We start from the raw sequence: 17,603 nt of genomic DNA, 5'->3' as shown, positions 1-17,603 counted from the left end.
AAGCGGATTTTTAATGGGGTTATCTATGTTTCAAAGTCTTAAAAACCAACTTGCTGCTTTTGCAGTGGGGGCTGTTCTGGTGACGGCGGCTATTCTTTTTACACTCAATTATTTTGAAGAACAGCGTGCGGGTCATCAAATTTATCAAGAGCGTGCACAATCTCAAGCAGGCCTGGTTGCCAGAATGAGTGCCAATGCGACATTGCGCTTGAGTGAGAATTTAACCCAGGCTACACGCAATCCTTTGTTATTAGAGGCGGTGCTTAAGCGTAATATTGATGAAATTGGTCGCCATGCTTTTACTTATGAAAATCGTCTAGCGGCCAGTGAAATTATAACCGGGCTTAGGGTTGTGGACCGGCAGGGGGTAATTCTCTACTCCCGTAATAAAGAGGAGATAGGACGTAATCTAGGCCTTTCTGTGGTGCAGCAAGCAATGGACCAGACCTTGATTAAAAGCGGTTTGGAGGTTTACAACGGTGTGTTACAAAATCACTTTGCTTTCCCGTTAACGCAACGTGGAAAAACCTTTGCAGCGCTTCACTTTTATACTGACCCTCATCAAACTTTTGCACAACTTAGTCGTTTAACGGGTGCTGAATACTGGGTATTTACCGCTATGTCCGGCGATATTATCGCAGCGCATGACCAAGCTGAAGCGATTATTGAGCTTGCTGGCGATAGAGTTGGTCAACTTGCAAAAGCCTCACTGGACTTTAATGCTAAAACCTACAGCGTGGTGGGCTCGCCCCTTCAGGATTACCAGGGTCAAAGGATTGGAGTATTGACGACCTTTGTTGATGAAACAGAGGCTTATAAACTTGCCAATCGCGCCACGTTGGTTGGCTTGTTGGCGATTATTGGCTGGTTGATTATCGCGGTGGTGGCGACCTATGTTTTTGTTTCAATTAAGTTAAGACCGCTTGTGCAGATGCGTGAAATCGCCGCTGAGATTGAAGCTCAAGGTGATTTGTCTAAGCGATTGGAAATTAAAGGACAAGATGAAATTGCGCAGTCAGCGCAGGCGATTAACCAGGTGTTAGGGTTAGTTGACCAACTTGTTGGTGAGTCTAATCGTGTTTTAGAAGCGGTGTCTAAGGGCAATTTTGAGCAGCAACTTAATCCAGGTGATTATCATGGAGATTTGGCTTATTTTGCGCAAGGTTTAAATGGTTCGGTGGAATCGGTAAGGTTTACGATGGGTGAGCTCGAAAGGGTGGTTACGTCGCTTTATCAAGGAGATTTGAACGTTAAGATGGATCCACGGGTTCAGGGTACAATCCAAAACAAGATGAATGATTTAACCCAAAGTTTGTCCTCTATTTTTGATGAAGTGAATCGGGTAATGGCGAAGATCAAAGATTCAGATTTTTCAGAGGTGGTTGAGGTTTCCGCGCGTGGTGAGTTGGCGGTTTTGGTGTCAGCGATTAACGACTCTATTAATAACCTTTCCCAGGGTTTTTCAGAGGTGGTATCTGCTTCGCGACGTATTGCTAATGGTGATTTTACCCAGGCGATTGAGGGCGACTATAAGTTTGCAATGCTTGAAGCTCAGCAAGCGATTAATCAATCTATGTTGGATTTAGGTCAAACGATTGCTACAGTAAACCGATCAGTGGTGGCGATTGTTGATTCGGTTAGTCAGTTGGCAGAAGGTGCGGTGGCTTTAGATGATCGTACGCGTCAACAAGCTACTTCACTTGAAGAGACGCGTTCTGCAATGAGTCACACTTCAAAGTTGGTGGCATCGAATGCAGCTTCAACAGAGCGTGCGCATCAGATTGCACAGGAACAAACGCGTTTGTTGCATGATACTAATGCGTCGATGGGCGAGACTCAGAAGGCGATGCAGGGTATTAAGGCCGTGTCCTCTCAAATTCAGGATATTACTTCCTTGATTGATTCGATTTCGTTTCAAACAAACTTGTTAGCCTTGAATGCGGCGGTGGAGGCGGCTCGAGCCGGGGATCATGGTCGAGGTTTTGCGGTAGTAGCGGGTGAGGTGAGAACCCTTGCCGGTAAGTCAGCCGATGCAGCCAAAAACATTGGCGGCCTGATTGATAAGGCCGTGCATTCGGTTGAACAAGGGGTTGCAAAAGTGGATCATGTTAATGGTTTCCTAGAGCGGATTACTAATGAAACCAGTAAAATGCAACAGATTGTGTCATCCATTACCGAGTCTTCAGCACAGCAAGCCCAAGGGGTTTTGGAAGTGAATCAATCCGTTGGACATATTGAGGGGGTGACCCAGCAAAATGCGGATTTGGTGAAGCAAACACGCCAGTCTGTAGAGCAGATGCAATTGGTTTCTGATCAGTTAACCCTATTGATGTCACGCTTCAAAATAAGTGAAGCATCCGTTGCCCAATTGGGTCATAATGACAAGGTGGATAGGGCTAGGGTTCGCTTAGCAGAACCGGAGGCGCAAGCCAAATCACAACCAGTCGTGATAAAATCAGCGTCTAAAGTAAACAAGGTGGAAAAGAAGGTTGATGCTCACGAAGAGTGGGCGGAATTTTAGCGATCGGATTGAGGAGCAGTTCGTCATGGATTTAAATACGATAGATAAAACAGCAAATTTAAGTAAAAATAACTCGATGAGTTTAATGATTTTTAAGCTGGTTAACGAGCATGATGCTGATTTTAGTCGTAATGCATTTTATGCAATGAATATTTTTAAAATCAAAGAAGTTTTAAACGCCTCTGAATATCCGATCACCATGTCTAGTACCAGTGCGGCTGAGTTCTTTAAGGGCGTCATTTCGGTGCGCGGTGAATATATTAGTGTTTATGATACGGCGCAGTGGTTTGGTTATGAAAAACAACAGGCTACCGATCGCAGTGTCATTATAGTTTGTGAAGTAAACCATCAAACGATTGGTTTGTTAGTGGCTTATATTCATGGTGTGGCTGAAAAAGATTGGAAAGAAATTCAACAAACCGATAAGAATGCGCGAAAAATTGTTTCTCAAACTCGAATTGAAGACCAGTTGTGTTTGGTAATGGATGTCGAGCAGATGATTGCTGAAATATCAGGCACGGATTTAGAAAAAGAAGCGCAGGTAGCTTCTTTGGGACAGACCTTTGAGAAGATCATTTTGTTTGCTGATGATCAAGCTAGTATTCGTGGTTATGTTAAAGCGGTTTTGGAAAACTTGGGGATCGAGCATAAGGTTTATGAAGATGGGGCCGGTATTATTGATTTTCTTCAGGTCGAGGAAAATCGTGATAAGGTGGGCTTGGTAATTACTGATCTTGAAATGCCTAATGTATCGGGTCATACTGTGATTCGCACGATAAAAGAGAAAATGGGGTTAAAAATTCCAGTGGTGGTTCATTCTTCGATGACGGTAAGCGATTCCAAGCGTCAAGCAACAGATTTGGGCGCTGATGCGTTTATTGGTAAGATTGATACTAAAGAAATTGTGGCGGTAATAAAAAAGTATTTCCAGCATTAATGAATTTCATTCCCATGCCGTTTTATTTTTGCTTACTCATAGTTTTAAATAAAACGGATCAATGCCTATCCTATTCCAATAGCAGGCCTGGTTACTGTACCTTGGCTTGTAATATGTTGGTTTCAAAAATGTCTGCACTCCGTCATGTTATCTAAAGCTAAAATTTTACTGGTCGATGACCATCCAACCAACTTGAAAATGTTGTCGAGTGCCTTGTCACAAGACTACAGTTTGCATATTGCTACTTCTGGATATCAGGCACTTAAATTGGCTGAAAGTCTCCAGCCGGATTTGATTTTGCTGGATGTGATGATGCCGGGTATTGACGGTCTGGAAACACTCCAGCGTTTACGTTCCGAGGCTTGGGGTAAACATTTAGCGGTCGTTTTGCTAACGGCGGATGATCGTGCGGAAACTCAGATCAGCGGGTTAAAGTTAGGGGCGGATGATTTTATCTCCAAACCTTTTGTTTTGCCAATCTTGCAGGCGCGTGTTAGAAACTTGATTGAAAAACAGTTGGTTAAACGAGCGCTAACTCGTTTAAATCACGATTTGGTGAATCTGGTTGGTAGCGAGTACTATCAGGCCGCTTGTCATTATATTAACGATTTATTGCGAACGGATATCGCTTTTGTTGGGCGTTATGAGCCAAAAACGCATTCTGTTGAAGTTATCACCGGTTGGGCCGACGGCCAGCCCTTATTGCCTTTTCGCTATGCCCTTAAGGGCTCACCTTGTGAACAGGTGTTGGAGCATGGTGTTAAGGTTTATCCTGATGATATTCAAAAAATGTTTCCTGAAGATAAGCTGCTAGTTGAAATGAATCTGAATGCCTATGTCGGCTCACCTTTGTTCAGTAAGGATGGGCGGCTGCTGGGAATTATTGTGGCATCAGGTCATCAACCGCTGGCAAAGGATATTACTCGTTTAGCAGGCGCATTGCTTGAAATTTTTGTCGAGCCGATTGCTTCGGAGATCATGCGTAACGAAGCGTTATTTCGTTTAGAGCATCAGTTAGATTTTGAGAAAGTTGCCCTACAAACAGCGAATGCACTAGCTAGTGCTTCTTTTGAAGAGTCCTTTGATCTTGCAGTTAGTCATGCATTAGAGGCTTTGGGTCGATTATTAGTTGCGGAGCGTTGTTATTTATTTCAGTTTACCGATGACGGCCTGTACATGTCGAATACACATGAATGGTGCTCATCGGGGGTTGAAAGCCAAAGGCAACGCATTCAGCAACTTGAAATGTCGGCTTTACCCTGGTTTCAACAACAGCTGTTTGAGCATAATCAAATTATGATTGCTAGGGTCGTTGATTTGCCTGAGCAAGCCGTGCTGGAGAAAACAGAGTTTGAATTACAAGGTATTCAGTCGCTTGCTTGCGTTGGTATGCATGGGCGTGAAGGTAAGTTGATTGGCTTTATTGGTCTTGATAGTGTCAGCAAGGAAAAAGTCTGGGATACCAATCAGCTGATGATGTTGAAAACCCTAGCCAGTGTGCTGGGCAGTGTGATTGAACGAAAACGTGCAGAAGCGACCCTGTTTCGGCAAACTGAGTATCGGCGGTTGCTACAGAAGCTGGCGACTGCGTTTATTAATGTTTCACTGACTGAGATTGAGACTGAAATCAAAAATGCTTTGTCGGAAATTGGTAAGTTTTTTGCCGTTGATCGTGTCTATGTATTTGATTATGACTTTGTTGCCAAGCAGGCATCGAATAGCTTTGAATGGTGTGAGGTTGGTGTAGAGCCTCAGATACAACATTTACAGAATTTGCATATGGACTTGTTTGAAGATTGGGTAGAGGTTCATACCCGAGGTGAGTCCTTAATTATTGATGATTTATCAAGTATTGCTAACCCCGTCGTTCGTCAGACTTTAATGGCGCAAAATATCCAGAGCTTGATTGCGGTACCGCTTCTTTTAGCTGATCAGTGTTTAGGTTTTGTTGGGATTGATATTGTTGCGCCTTCACAACGTAAAGTGGGGGCTCTGGAGCAAGAGTTATTGGTTTTGTTTGCCGATTTGATGGTAAACGTAAAGCAAAGAGAAAAAACCGAGTCTTACCTCAATCAGGCCGCCAGCGTTTTTGAGCATGCGAATGAAGGCATTATGATTACGGACCATCAAGGATTAATCGAAGACGTAAATAGTGCTTTTGTTGAGATTACCGGTTACTCACGCGCAGAGGCGATAGGCAAGAACCCTCGTTTTTTAAAGTCTGACAAGCACTCAAAAGCATTTTATGAAGAGCTCTGGTCGTGCTTGGTTAACACGGGGCATTGGCGCGGTGAGATTTGGAACCGTCGTAAAAATGGTGAGGTCTTCCCAGAGATTTTGACCCTGAGCCGAATAAAAGACGATCAGGGGCGGGTGCTGCGTTATGTCGGTTTATTTTCTGATATTAGTATGCAGAAAGCGCATCAATCTCAATTGGAATATATTGCGCACTATGATTCTTTAACGGGTTTACCTAACCGTGTGTTGTTGGCTGACCGATTAAAACAAGCGATGGCACATGCAGCACGTCGTGAAATGATGGTTGGCGCGGTTTATTTGGATCTTGATGGCTTTAAAGATATTAACGACCGCTTTGGTCATGACGTCGGTGACCAGTTACTGATTCAGTTATCTGATCGAATGAAGCATGTTCTGCGCGAAATTGATACGCTGGCTCGAATCGGTGGGGATGAGTTTGTTGCGTTGTTGGTTGATATTCCAGATCAGGATCTGTGTATTCCTTTGTTAAATCGTTTACTGAAAGCTGCGTCTGAACCTGTTGAATATCAGGGTCAGTACTTACGGGTTTCAGCCAGTATCGGCGTGAGCTTCTTCCCTCAATTTGATTCAATTGATGCAGATCAGCTTTTAAGACAGGCTGACCAGGCGATGTATCAGGCTAAGTTGTCAGGTAAAAATCGCTTCCATTTGTTTGATGCGGAAGAAGACAAAAGCCAACGTGATTATCATGAAATGGTTGATCGTATTGCACGAGCGATTACCCTTAATGAATTTGAGCTCTATTATCAACCTAAGGTGAATATGCGATTATCTAAGGTGATTGGCGTTGAAGCGTTGATTCGTTGGAATGACCCCACCGAAGGGTTTCGTTCGCCAGTTGATTTTTTGCCGTTTTTGATGAACCATCCTCTGATGGTGGTTTTGGGTGATTGGGTAATGAGCCAAGCGATGATGCAAATAGAAGCCTGGCGTGCACAGGGGATTGAGCTACCGATTAGCGTTAATGTGGATGCAGTCCAGTTGGCGCAGGATGACTTTGTCGATAAGGTTAAGCAGAAGCTGGCTCAGCATCCAAGCCTTAAACCAGGTGACCTTGAGTTAGAGATTATTGAAACCAGTGCTTTGCATGATATTGCCGGCATGACGCATATCATCAAACAACTCACGGAAGTGGGGGTAACTTTTTCACTGGATGATTTTGGTATAGGTTACTCTTCGTTAAGTTACTTAAAGCGTTTGCCGGTGCAAACTTTAAAAATTGATCAAAGCTTTGTTCGCGACATGTTAGTCGATGCAGACGATTTGGCTATTCTGAAAGGCGTGATTGGCTTGTCTGAAGCATTTCAACGTGTTGTCATTGCAGAAGGTGTTGAGACAGCGGAACATGGTGAGTTTTTGATGGCGTTGGGCTGTGACATCGCACAGGGTTATGCGATTGCACGTCCGATGCCTGAGGGCGAGTTGCTGGCCTGGTTAAAACGCTGGAATAACAGGGAAGGTGCGCTGTGAAAAGGTTTTATTTATGGATAGTTGACTATTTAGCACCCATTATTGCGCTGTTGTTAGTAGTCGGAATATCATTAGTTTTTTGGTTGCATATCAATACGTCGGAGCGCCATTTAAATCAAGTCGCATTGGAAGATGCCCGTAATTTTTCTGGTTCGGTGGCGCAGTTTAGGAACTTCTATGCGGATACTATCGTCCCCGCTGTTCGTCAGCATAATGTGCCGATTACCCATGATTATTTGAATATTCCGGGTACGGTGCCGCTGCCAGCAACCTTTGCGATTGATTTTGGCGATAAGTTATCATTCGATAGTAATTACAATGTGCGCCTATACAGTGATCTACCCTTTAGCTGGCGAAAAGGTGGCGGTTTACACGATGAGTTTGAACGTGATGCCATGGCCTATTTGCGCGATAACCCAGAAGCTTATTTTATCCGTCATGAAACGCTTGAAGATGGGACTCGGGTGTTACGTTATGCGGTGGCCGATATTTTAACCGAGTCTTGTGTGGCTTGTCATAATAGCTACCCTGGTACGCCTAAAACAGATTGGAAATTAGGCGATGTACGCGGTGTATTAGAGGTCACCAGGCCTGTTTCTTCATTGCATATTAAGAATGAAGCCTCAGCCATGCGTACCTTTGTGTCAATGGTAGTGATGGCAGTGGTAGCCTTATTGATGCTTGGCTTGGTCTTGCGACGTAACAAGCAAACCACTGCCGAAGCCAAACGCCAGCAACAAAAAACCCAGTCGATAATGGATTCGGTGGTCGATGCTATTATCGTGATTGATGAAAAAGGCCGAGTGTTAGAAGCTAATCATTCGGTGCTGCAGGTGCTGGGTTATCGTGTTGATGAATTGGTGGGTCAAAACATTAAGGTGATTGTGCCTGAACCTGATAAAACATATCATGATGAGTATATTAAACGTTATATCAGCGAAGGCCATCCGAAGGTCATTGGTTTTACTCGGCATGTGGAAGCTTTAACCAAAAGTGGGAAGGTGATTCCAATTGATCTAGCCGTCAGTGAGGTTTGGGAAGGAAATAAACGTTTGTTTACCGGGGTGATTCGTGATGTCACCGAGCGTAAAAAGGCGCAAATAGAAATTGAAAAAGCCCGCGATCAGGCCGTTCAATCCGCCAAAATGAAGTCTGAGTTTTTAGCCAATATGAGCCATGAGATCCGCACGCCAATGAATGGGGTAATTGGCATGACCGGGTTGCTATTAGATACCTCTCTTACCCCAGAGCAGAGGGAGTTAACTCTCACGGTTAAGTCGAGCGCGGATTCGTTGTTAGGCATTATCAACGATATCTTAGATTTTTCAAAAATAGAGGCCGGTAAGTTAGAAATCGCTCTAGAGACGGTGGACTTGATTGCGCTGCTTGATGGGGTGATAGATATGGTCGCTCCCAGTGCGCAGGCGAAGGATATAAGTTTGGGTTATTTCATCGCCCCTAGTATGCCCGCTAGGATTAAAACAGATCCGGTTCGTCTGCGTCAGATTTTAATTAACCTGCTTGGTAATGGTATTAAGTTTACAACAAAGGGTGCGGTATATTTAAATGTGACTAGCCTGGCTGCTGAAGTAATTCAATTTGAAGTTATTGATTCAGGAATGGGTATTTCGGAAGAAGGCCAGGCGAAATTATTTGGTGCGTTTAGTCAGGTTGATAGTTCATCAACCCGAGGTTTTGGCGGCACGGGATTAGGCTTGGCGATTTCGCGCCAACTAGTTGAGTTGTTAGGCGGGCAGATCGCTGTTGAGAGTCAATTAGGTAAGGGCTCACGGTTTTATTTTTCTTTGCCATTGACAGGGGCGGTTGCTGAACCTTGTTTGCGGCCCATGCTGAAGCCGGTTAGGTTGGCATGGGTCATGAAGGATAATTTGTTGCGTGATTTGTATATCAAGCAGTTCGCACAACTCAATATCGAAGTCATGCCTTTTAGTTTGATGACTTTAAATGAAGCCCAGCTTGATCCAGCGATACCGGTTTGGTTGGACATGGGCGAAATTATTCGTTGCTATGATCGGCCACTGAGTCTGATTAATGACATTAAGGCTCACCATAGTAGCGTGAGTTTGATGGTCGGCCACAAGCAAGCCAGTGAGTGGCGTGAGCAGATGAATAGACTGGGCGTTAAGGTGCGTATTAAGCCGGTAAAATACGCTAATCTATCGCATTGGATTCATCCTTCTAGCCAGTCCGCTACTATGTTGCAACAATCTACTCAGCCAGAGCTTCGGACTGAGATTCTATTCGAACAAGCCAAGGTACTGCTCGTTGAAGATAATCTGGTAAACCAAAAATTAGCGCTGGCTTTATTAAAGCGACTTGGGTTAAGCCCGGAGGTGGCCAATAACGGCCAACAGGCTTTGGAGCTTCTTGCTGAGCAGCCTTTTGATTTGGTATTAATGGATTGCCAAATGCCGATTAAAGATGGCTATACCGCTACCAAAGAATTACGCGACTCTGACAGCATTAATAAAACCATTCCGGTAATTGCTTTAACCGCTAATGCGATGCAAGGGGATGAAGAGCGCTGTTATGCGAGTGGTATGAATGATTATGTTGCCAAACCCATTAACCCTCAAGTTCTTTCTGATAAACTTCATCATTGGTTGAAGCCAAATGGTTGATTTAACGGGTTGATTCAGCGCTGACCCTGACCCTGACCCTGACCCATTGGGGTCAGGCTTTTTATGATTTTAAGGATCAGTGTTTGCGGAAGAGTGACTCATTTGGATCTCTGGGTGGGGTTCGATTTAGCGCTTGTGCGCTTCGCAAGTATTTTTTACGGCTCCAAATCAAGCCCCAGCGAGAGCCGCCGACTTGACGCCACAGCAGGGCAGAACGGATGCCCGCAAGTAGTAGTGCGCGAATTTTATTAGCATTATGTGGGTTTTGCAGGTGACCGTGTTGGCCTTTGACCATAATGCGTGGATTTAAATTGCTGACATTTTCTGTATAAGCGCGAGCAATTGAAGCTATGACATTTTCATGCCAATCGCCAAAGTGAGCGCGCTGGGTTTTAGCTGTTTCAAGGGTGCGGGCAATTTTATCTAGTGCACCATCCTCTTTTATTACGCTGCGTTCGAGCAGTATAAGGCTAAGTGCATAGCGTGTAATTTCTAGGTTGCGAATTTCGGGCGCGTCGCTTGATCCCATTTGTGAAAGCAGGGTGCGAACACCTAGTTGGATGTTCATCGCATCATCGCCATAGACATCTAATGTGCTCGTTGGGTTTTCTGCAAACAACGAGTTAATCGTAGTTTTGAAGGCGCTTTCATCGAGTTTGCCGGTGGTGGCGAGATCAAATACCAGTTTAGACGCTTGATAAATGCCAATTAGCGCCAGCGCACGATCTTGATCTGTATAGTTTGACATGGGCTTCCTTTATATTTTTTCAGTTAATTCAGCAAGGCTATGTGCTCGTTGCGCAATTACAGCTCCGCCTAAGCACACCTGGTCTTGATAAAAAACAATCGACTGGCCAGGGGTAATGGCTTTTTGAGGTTGATCGAATTCAACCCATATTTTATCCTTGCCGAGTTTTTTGATTTGACAAGGCTGCTCTTGTTGGCGATAGCGTATTTTGGCTTTTAAAGCTAGGTCAATTGCCGGTGCTTGACCCTTAGTCCAGTCACATTGATGCGCAATTAAGGCACGATGGTGTAATAAGCTATGGGCTTCACCTTGAACGGCAATCAGTTGATTGGTTGCCAAGTTTTTATCAGCGACAAACCAAGGGGCATCAGAATCACCATGCCCGCCACCAATCCCTAAACCTTTTCGTTGACCGAGCGTATAGTACATCAGGCCTTCATGCTGCCCAATAATGCGGCCATCGGGTTTGATGATATCGCCGGGTTGAGCCGGCAGGTAACGCTGCAAAAAGTCTTTAAACTTGCGTTCACCGATAAAACAAATACCGGTACTGTCTTTTTTGTTGTGCACTACCAGGCCTGCTTGTTCTGCGAGAGAGCGTACTTCCGGTTTATGCAATTCGCCAACAGGAAACAGGGTTTTACTGAGTGCTTTTTGTTGTAGCGTGTAGAGAAAATAGCTTTGATCTTTATTGGAGTCTAGGCCTTTAAGGAGTTGGTATTCGCCGGTGGCAGTTTGGGCAACACGTGCATAATGCCCGGTGGCAATTTTATCCGCACCTAGATTAAGCGCATGGTCTAAAAAGGCTTTAAACTTAATTTCTTTATTGCACAAAATATCTGGGTTAGGGGTGCGACCTGCTTGGTATTCAGCAAGAAAGTGTTCAAAAACCCGATCCCAGTAATCTTTAGAAAAGTTTTCGACATGCAAAGGGATATCCAGTTGCTCACAAATGCTGAAGACATCCTTTAAATCTTCGGCGGCTGGGCAGTAGTCATCGGTGTCGTCACCTTCCCAGTTTTTCATAAACAGGCCTTCAACTTGGTAGCCCTGTTGTTTGAGCAGCAGCGCGGTCACTGAGGAGTCAACGCCACCTGACAGGCCGACAATTACTTTGGTATTTTGATTCATAGTTTCTTTAAGCAGTTATTTGATCGTTTATTTTAACAGATTCGTAGTCAGCATTTGGCTTTCGCCCGGTTGTAATGCGCCTAATTGAAATGGACCGATTTGGCTTCGTATCAAACGCAGGGTTGGGAAGCCAACCGCAGCAGTCATGCGCCTTACTTGGCGGTTTTTGCCTTCTCGAATGGTTAAGGCTAACCAACTGGTTGGGATGGTTTTTCGTTCTCGGATTGGTGGATTCCTAGGCCATAGCCAGTCGGGTTGCTCGATTCTTTTAGCTTCAGCGGGAAGGGTTAGGCCATCTTTAAGCCTAACACCTTGACTCAGTTGTTTGAGTGCAAGGGTATCGACTTCACCTTCGACTTGAACTAAATAGGTTTTGGCAAGCTTGAACTTAGGATCAGTGATCTGTTGTTGTAATCGCCCATTATCAGTCAATAACAGCAATCCTTCGCTGTCACGATCTAAGCGACCCGCTGCATAAAACTCGGGTTGATGGATGTAGTCGGCGAGTGTAGGTCGTCCTAACTCGTCTGTAAATTGACAAAGCACATCGAAAGGCTTGTTAAATAAGAGTATTTTTGGCATAGTACAAATTGTATCTTAATTTTAGACGAATAGACATTTTTGATGATGGCTTAATTCTGGCATTTATATTGCTTAAAGTTTGCGACAGAATTTTTTGACTAACTAGGGAATCTTTTCAAAGCATGTTCACTCAACACTTTGATGCCAATAAAGATTATTTTGCAGTTTTGGGGTTGCATAACCAGGCCTGCGAAAAAACGATTAAGCTGACCTATCGCAGGTTGGCGCGTCGTTATCATCCTGATGTTTCTAAAATGCCGAACGCCACACTTAAGTTTCAAGAAATCTCTGAGGCTTATGAGGTTCTTAGTAAGCATAGAGAGGCTTATTGCCGAGCGTTCAGTCGATTTACAACGGGTTCTTCCCATTCACGCTATGGGTCGCATCAAGAAACACAGACCACTCATAATGAGGGCTTTCAACGTCAGGATTACCAAGCGCACAGCAAATGGTCTCGTGCCCCCATTAATGGTAAAGATCGTGTAATATGTTATCCTCTAACCCTACGTTATGCCATACGCTTGCTGCAACAGGGGCATTTTTATATTCCCGGTCTTAAAGTGAAGATGAAATTTACCCGAGAAGCTTTTGATGGCAAGACCTTCCGTTTGAAAGGCAAGGGCTACCAGGGTTTATTCGGTGGGCAGCCGGGGGATTATCTGGTTAGTTTTAAAATTAACCAAGAAAGCTTGAGTTGGAAGTTGCAGGGCGCAGATCTGTATGGTGAGGTAAAGGTGCCTAAGAGTTTGCTTATCCCCGGAGGAACTGTGCAATTTGATTCACCGGTCGGTGCATTGACCTTGGTGGTGCCTGTCAATTATAACCAAAACGAGTTTATTAAAATTCAAAACAAAGGTTTGCCATCCGATGAACGCGGTTTGGCAGGTCATCTTTACGCACGCCTGATTGCTGCTTAATTATTCAAAAATCTTGAAATAAAAAAATTATGTCTCATTTTGATCAAACCAGTGATAATCTAGTTCTTGACCCTGTTAAGCAGAAAGCTAAACCGCCTAAACGTTACAAGGTGGTATTGCTGAATGATGATTTCACCCCGATGGAGTTTGTGGTTGAGGTCTTGATTAAGTTTTTTGCTATGGATGAAGATAAGGCTGTGCAGGTGATGTTGGCGGTACATCATCAAGGTAAAGGGATATGTGGTGTTTATAGCCGAGAGGTGGCTGAAACCAAGGCTTATCAAGTGAATCAATATGCCCGCCAAAATCAACATCCGCTAATGTGTCAAATCGAAGCCGAATAATCTGATTGAGAAAAGTCTATGTTAAGTAAATCTGTGCAGATGTCACTGAGTAATGCGTTTGGAATGGCGCATGAGTATGAACATGAGTTTGTGACCCTTGAGCACCTATTGCTTGAACTATTGAGTTTGCCTGATATTCAAGAGGTGGTGCTGGCTTGTGGAGCCAAGTTGGAGCAGATTGAAGCCGAGCTGGAGCAGTTTTTGGAAACGGAGCCGGTCGTTGTTAATTCGGACCGGCAAGAAATTCATCCCTCAATGAGTTTTCAACGTGTGATTGAGCGGGCGATATATATGGTGCAATCGAATGGCTATAACGAGGTTCAGGGGGTGCATCTTTTAGCCGCGATGTTTGCCGAGCCGGATTCACACGCTGTGTTTATTTTACAGTCTCAGGGGATTCATCGAGTGGATGTGCTCAGTTATCTTTCGCATGGGGTGGTCTCTTCTCAAGAAGAAGATTTTTACCAGTCTACTGAGCAGAGCGAGCCAAACACATCTCAATCAGAGTCGGCAGAGGCGTTGACCCAATTTAGTGTCAATCTTAATCAGCAGGCTTTAGAGGGACGAATTGACCCGATGATTGGTCGCCAGTGGGAGTTGAATCGTACGCTGGAGATTTTAAGTCGTCGTCGTAAAAATAATCCCTTGTTAGTCGGTGAACCCGGGGTGGGTAAAACATCGATTGCCGAAGGCTTAGCGCATAAAATTGTGCATGGTGATGTGCCTGAGAGTTTAGCTGATGCCGTGGTCTATAGTTTAGATATGGGTGCGTTATTGGCAGGAACCCGTTACCGAGGTGATTTCGAAAAACGTTTTAAAGCCTTGCTTAATGAATTAGCTAAGCAGCCACATGCTATTTTGTTTATAGATGAAATTCATACTATTATTGGTGCGGGTGCGGTTCAGGGGGGCGCAATGGATGCGTCTAATTTAATGAAACCGGCCTTAGCCAATGGCAAATTGCGTTGTATCGGCGCGACGACCTATGAGGAATATCGGGGTATTTTTGAAAAAGACCGTGCGTTAGCACGACGCTTTCAGAAGGTAGAAGTCCGAGAGCCGACGGTGAATGAGACGTTTGAGATTTTAAAAGGCTTGAAGGAGCAGTTTGAGTCTCATCATGAGGTTAAATATACTCAACCGGCTTTAAAAGCAGCCGCTGAATTGGCAGAGCGCTATATTACTGATCGACATTTACCGGATAAAGCGATTGATGTGATTGACGAAGCAGGCGCTAAGCAACGTTTAATGCCTGCTAGTCGCCGTCGAAAACAGATTGGTGTTGCTGAAGTTCAGCAGGTAGTGGCAAATATTGCCCGTATTCCGATTGCAAATATTACACAAAAAGAAAAAGATAAATTGTTTGATCTTGAAGCCAGTTTACAACGCGTTGTGTTTGGTCAAGATCATGCGATCACCCAGGTGGTGTCGGCGATTAAGTTGGCTCGTTCTGGTCTGGCACATGCGGATAAACCGACAGGCAGTTTTTTGTTTGCGGGTCCAACCGGGGTAGGGAAAACCGAACTCACACAGCAATTGGCAAAGCATTTGGGTGTTGAGTTGGTGCGTTTTGATATGTCAGAGTACATGGAGCGGCATACGGTATCGCGTTTAATCGGTGCCCCACCGGGTTATGTTGGTTTTGATCAAGGCGGGTTATTGACTGAGGCAGTCAATCGACAGCCACATTCGGTGGTGTTGCTAGACGAAATTGAAAAGGCGCACCCGGATGTTTATAACCTTTTATTGCAGGTGATGGATCACGGTACCTTGACCGATAACAATGGTCGCAAGGTCGATTTCAGAAATGTGATTTTGATTATGACTTCGAATGTCGGTGCAGAACAGATGAGTCGTGCCAGTATAGGCTTTACCGAGCAGGATCATACAATGGATTTTAATGCCGAGCTCAAAAAGCAGTTTAAGCCGGAGTTCAGAAATCGATTGGATGCTGTTATTCAGTTTAATCGCCTATCTGAAACCTCGATGGGTTCGGTAGTTAATAAATTTATTTATGCTCTTGAGCAAAGCTTGTTAGAGAAAAAGGTAACTCTTGTTTTGACAGCAGCGGCGCGAGATTGGCTGGCGAAAAAAGGGTTTGACCCACAAATGGGTGCACGTCCGATGAATCGTTTGATTCAAGAACAAATTAAACAGCCTTTGGCTGAAAAACTGCTGTTTGGTGAGCTGCAACAGGGCGGTGAGGTGACCATTGATTTGTCTGAAGATCAGCTTAGCTTTCAGGTCACTTCGTTATAGTTGGACTTGCTCAAATTCATCAATTATTTGAGTATTAGTTCGATAGGCAGCAAGAATTAAGCAACCAGGCCTGGTTGCTTAATAGGCTTTTAAATCAGCCAGTCTTTCAATTGTTCCAGTTGCTTTTCTCGTTCCGCTTGACTGTTGGCGAGTAGCGTAATATGCCCAAGTTTTCTGGCTTTTCGTTCTGCTTTGTCGTATAGGTGAAGGTGAGCATTCGGAAGACTTAATACTTTTTCAACCTCACCGATTTCGCCAATGATATTAATCATCGCGGCATGAGACTGGCGTGGCGAGGTTGAGCCCAATGGCATGCCGCTGATAGCGCGAATATGGTTCTCAAATTGAGAGGTTTCAGCACCTTCTATTGTCCAGTGTCCTGAGTTGTGCACACGCGGTGCCATTTCATTAACCACTAACCCCTGCTCTGTTTCAAATAGCTCAAGCGTTAGAACGCCAATATGATCCATTTCATCCAGCAATGCTTGCATATAGTTTTCGGCTTGACGTTGAAGCGGCTCGCTGATGGCTTCTGCTGGAGCAAGCGTTAAACGCAAAATGCCATCGCGGTGTTGGTTTTCAACCAGCGGATAGAAAACATGCTGGTTATCGGCATTGCGCACCGCAATAATTGACAATTCACGTTTGAATTGAATAAATCCTTCCAAGATCGCTGGGCGCTCGCCAATTGCTAACCAGGCCTGCTGCATCTGATCTTTCGATTTGATGACTGCTTGCCCCTTGCCATCATAGCCTTCGGTTGTTGTTTTGAGTACCGCAGGCAAGCCAAGTTGATCGACAGCCTGTTCCAGTTCATCAAGATTGTCTATCAGACGATAAGGCGCGCAGGGAATGTTAAGTTGGTCAAACAGGCTTTTTTCACGTCCGCGATCTTGCGAATAGTAGAGTGAGGTGGCACTGGGGTAAACCGGTGTATGTTGCGCTATTTTTTTGACCAGTTCCACCGAGGTATTTTCACTTTCATAGCTAATGACTTCGGCAAATTCAACTAACGGATCAAGCGGCTGGCTATTAGCGTTGAAGAAGTGGCCAAGAATGGCGGCAGGCTCGGTTGGGTCTGAACCATAAAACCCAAACTGACAACCTAGGGGGGTGCCGGCCAGTGCCAGCATTCGTCCGAGTTGACCAGCGCCAAGGATGCCAATATTACGTTTAAACTTTGTCATGCATCGCGCTCCAAATGCTAAGAAGGTTTAGCCAGTGAACCTAGTCTATCGAGGGATCCGGGTTTTCTAGCACGAAGTCGGTTTGAGCTTGCCGCCAAGCGCGCACAGCTTCACGGACAGAGGTATTTTGGTTGCCGATGATTTGTGCAGCGAGAATACCCGCATTTTTTGCGCCTGCGTCGCCAATCGCAAGCGTGCCAACCGGAATGCCGCCTGGCATCTGTACGATAGATAACAATGAATCTTGACCATTCAGGGCGCGAGATTTCACCGGTACACCTAGCACGGGGATCAGGGTTTTGGCGGCCACCATGCCGGGCAGATGCGCTGCACCGCCAGCACCGGCAATGATTACCTGTAAGCCTCTGGATTCGGCAGTTTCGGCATAGTCAAACATTAAATCTGGAGTGCGGTGAGCTGACACCACTTTAACTTCGTGCGGAACGTCAAACTGCACTAACATGTCAACGGCATGCTGCATGGTCGGCCAATCACTTTTTGAGCCCATAATAACGCCAACTAAAGGTTGTTCAGATACTGGCATATATTTGCCCTCTCAGATTTAAAAAAACCGTAAATTATAAC

General features: G+C 44.8%; 12 protein-coding genes. 7 read left to right on the top strand and 5 right to left on the bottom strand.

All coding sequences use genetic code 11. From position 1 onward, the window contains the following. Positions 1 to 25 precede the first annotated feature (25 nt). The 4 genes from JX580_RS08115 (at position 26) to JX580_RS08100 (ending at position 9,850) form a co-directional block, all read left to right on the top strand. Entirely contained in the window at positions 26 to 2,521 is a 2,496-nt protein-coding gene (locus JX580_RS08115) for a methyl-accepting chemotaxis protein (RefSeq protein ID WP_248850044.1), read from the top strand. Positions 2,522 to 2,546: 25 nt separating this feature from the next. Next, positions 2,547 to 3,458 (top strand): chemotaxis protein CheV, encoded by a 912-nt coding sequence (locus JX580_RS08110; protein ID WP_248850043.1) that lies wholly within the window; start codon positions 2,547 to 2,549, stop codon positions 3,456 to 3,458. 144 nt (positions 3,459 to 3,602) lie between these two features. After that, positions 3,603 to 7,208 (top strand): EAL domain-containing protein, encoded by a 3,606-nt coding sequence (locus JX580_RS08105; RefSeq protein WP_248850042.1) that lies wholly within the window; start codon positions 3,603 to 3,605, stop codon positions 7,206 to 7,208. Then, positions 7,205 to 9,850 (top strand): PAS domain S-box protein, encoded by a 2,646-nt coding sequence (locus JX580_RS08100; RefSeq protein ID WP_248850041.1) that lies wholly within the window; start codon positions 7,205 to 7,207, stop codon positions 9,848 to 9,850. The genes JX580_RS08105 and JX580_RS08100 overlap by 4 nt, the downstream gene beginning before the upstream one ends. A gap of 76 nt (positions 9,851 to 9,926) precedes the next feature. Here JX580_RS08100 and hflD read toward each other — a convergent pair whose 3' ends face one another. From hflD to JX580_RS08085, 3 genes are read right to left on the bottom strand one after another with little or no spacing between them, the layout of a single operon-like run. Continuing rightward, a complete protein-coding gene (hflD, locus tag JX580_RS08095) occupies positions 9,927 to 10,598 on the bottom strand; it encodes a high frequency lysogenization protein HflD (protein WP_248850040.1) in 672 nt (223 codons plus the stop codon). 9 nt (positions 10,599 to 10,607) lie between these two features. Next, on the bottom strand, positions 10,608 to 11,729 hold the full coding sequence (gene mnmA, locus JX580_RS08090) for a tRNA 2-thiouridine(34) synthase MnmA (RefSeq protein WP_248850039.1): 1,122 nt from the start codon (positions 11,727 to 11,729) through the stop codon (positions 10,608 to 10,610). Positions 11,730 to 11,756: 27 nt separating this feature from the next. Further along, on the bottom strand, positions 11,757 to 12,311 hold the full coding sequence (locus JX580_RS08085) for an rRNA large subunit pseudouridine synthase E (protein WP_248850038.1): 555 nt from the start codon (positions 12,309 to 12,311) through the stop codon (positions 11,757 to 11,759). Between the two features lie 122 nt (positions 12,312 to 12,433). Here JX580_RS08085 and JX580_RS08080 point away from each other — a divergent pair, with 122 nt between their 5' ends. From JX580_RS08080 to clpA, 3 genes are read left to right on the top strand one after another with little or no spacing between them, the layout of a single operon-like run. Beyond that, on the top strand, positions 12,434 to 13,228 hold the full coding sequence (locus JX580_RS08080; protein WP_248850037.1) for a DnaJ domain-containing protein: 795 nt from the start codon (positions 12,434 to 12,436) through the stop codon (positions 13,226 to 13,228). A gap of 29 nt (positions 13,229 to 13,257) precedes the next feature. Further along, positions 13,258 to 13,572, top strand: coding sequence for an ATP-dependent Clp protease adapter ClpS (gene clpS, locus JX580_RS08075; protein WP_248850036.1), 315 nt, complete (start codon positions 13,258 to 13,260; stop codon positions 13,570 to 13,572). Positions 13,573 to 13,590: 18 nt separating this feature from the next. Further along, positions 13,591 to 15,831: an ATP-dependent Clp protease ATP-binding subunit ClpA gene (clpA, locus tag JX580_RS08070; RefSeq protein ID WP_248850035.1), complete on the top strand. Its 2,241-nt coding sequence runs from the start codon at positions 13,591 to 13,593 to the stop codon at positions 15,829 to 15,831. Between the two features lie 89 nt (positions 15,832 to 15,920). Here clpA and JX580_RS08065 read toward each other — a convergent pair whose 3' ends face one another. Continuing rightward, positions 15,921 to 17,018: a 5-(carboxyamino)imidazole ribonucleotide synthase gene (locus JX580_RS08065; RefSeq protein WP_248850034.1), complete on the bottom strand. Its 1,098-nt coding sequence runs from the start codon at positions 17,016 to 17,018 to the stop codon at positions 15,921 to 15,923. A 40-nt stretch (positions 17,019 to 17,058) separates the two neighbouring features. Beyond that, on the bottom strand, positions 17,059 to 17,562 hold the full coding sequence (gene purE / locus JX580_RS08060) for a 5-(carboxyamino)imidazole ribonucleotide mutase (RefSeq protein ID WP_248850033.1): 504 nt from the start codon (positions 17,560 to 17,562) through the stop codon (positions 17,059 to 17,061). Positions 17,563 to 17,603 lie beyond the last annotated feature (41 nt).

Origin of the sequence: Thiomicrospira microaerophila (assembly GCF_023278225.1) — a bacterium.
Lineage (GTDB): Bacteria > Pseudomonadota > Gammaproteobacteria > Thiomicrospirales > Thiomicrospiraceae > Thiomicrospira > Thiomicrospira microaerophila_A.
This window is presented reverse-complemented; position numbering and strand designations above follow the sequence as displayed.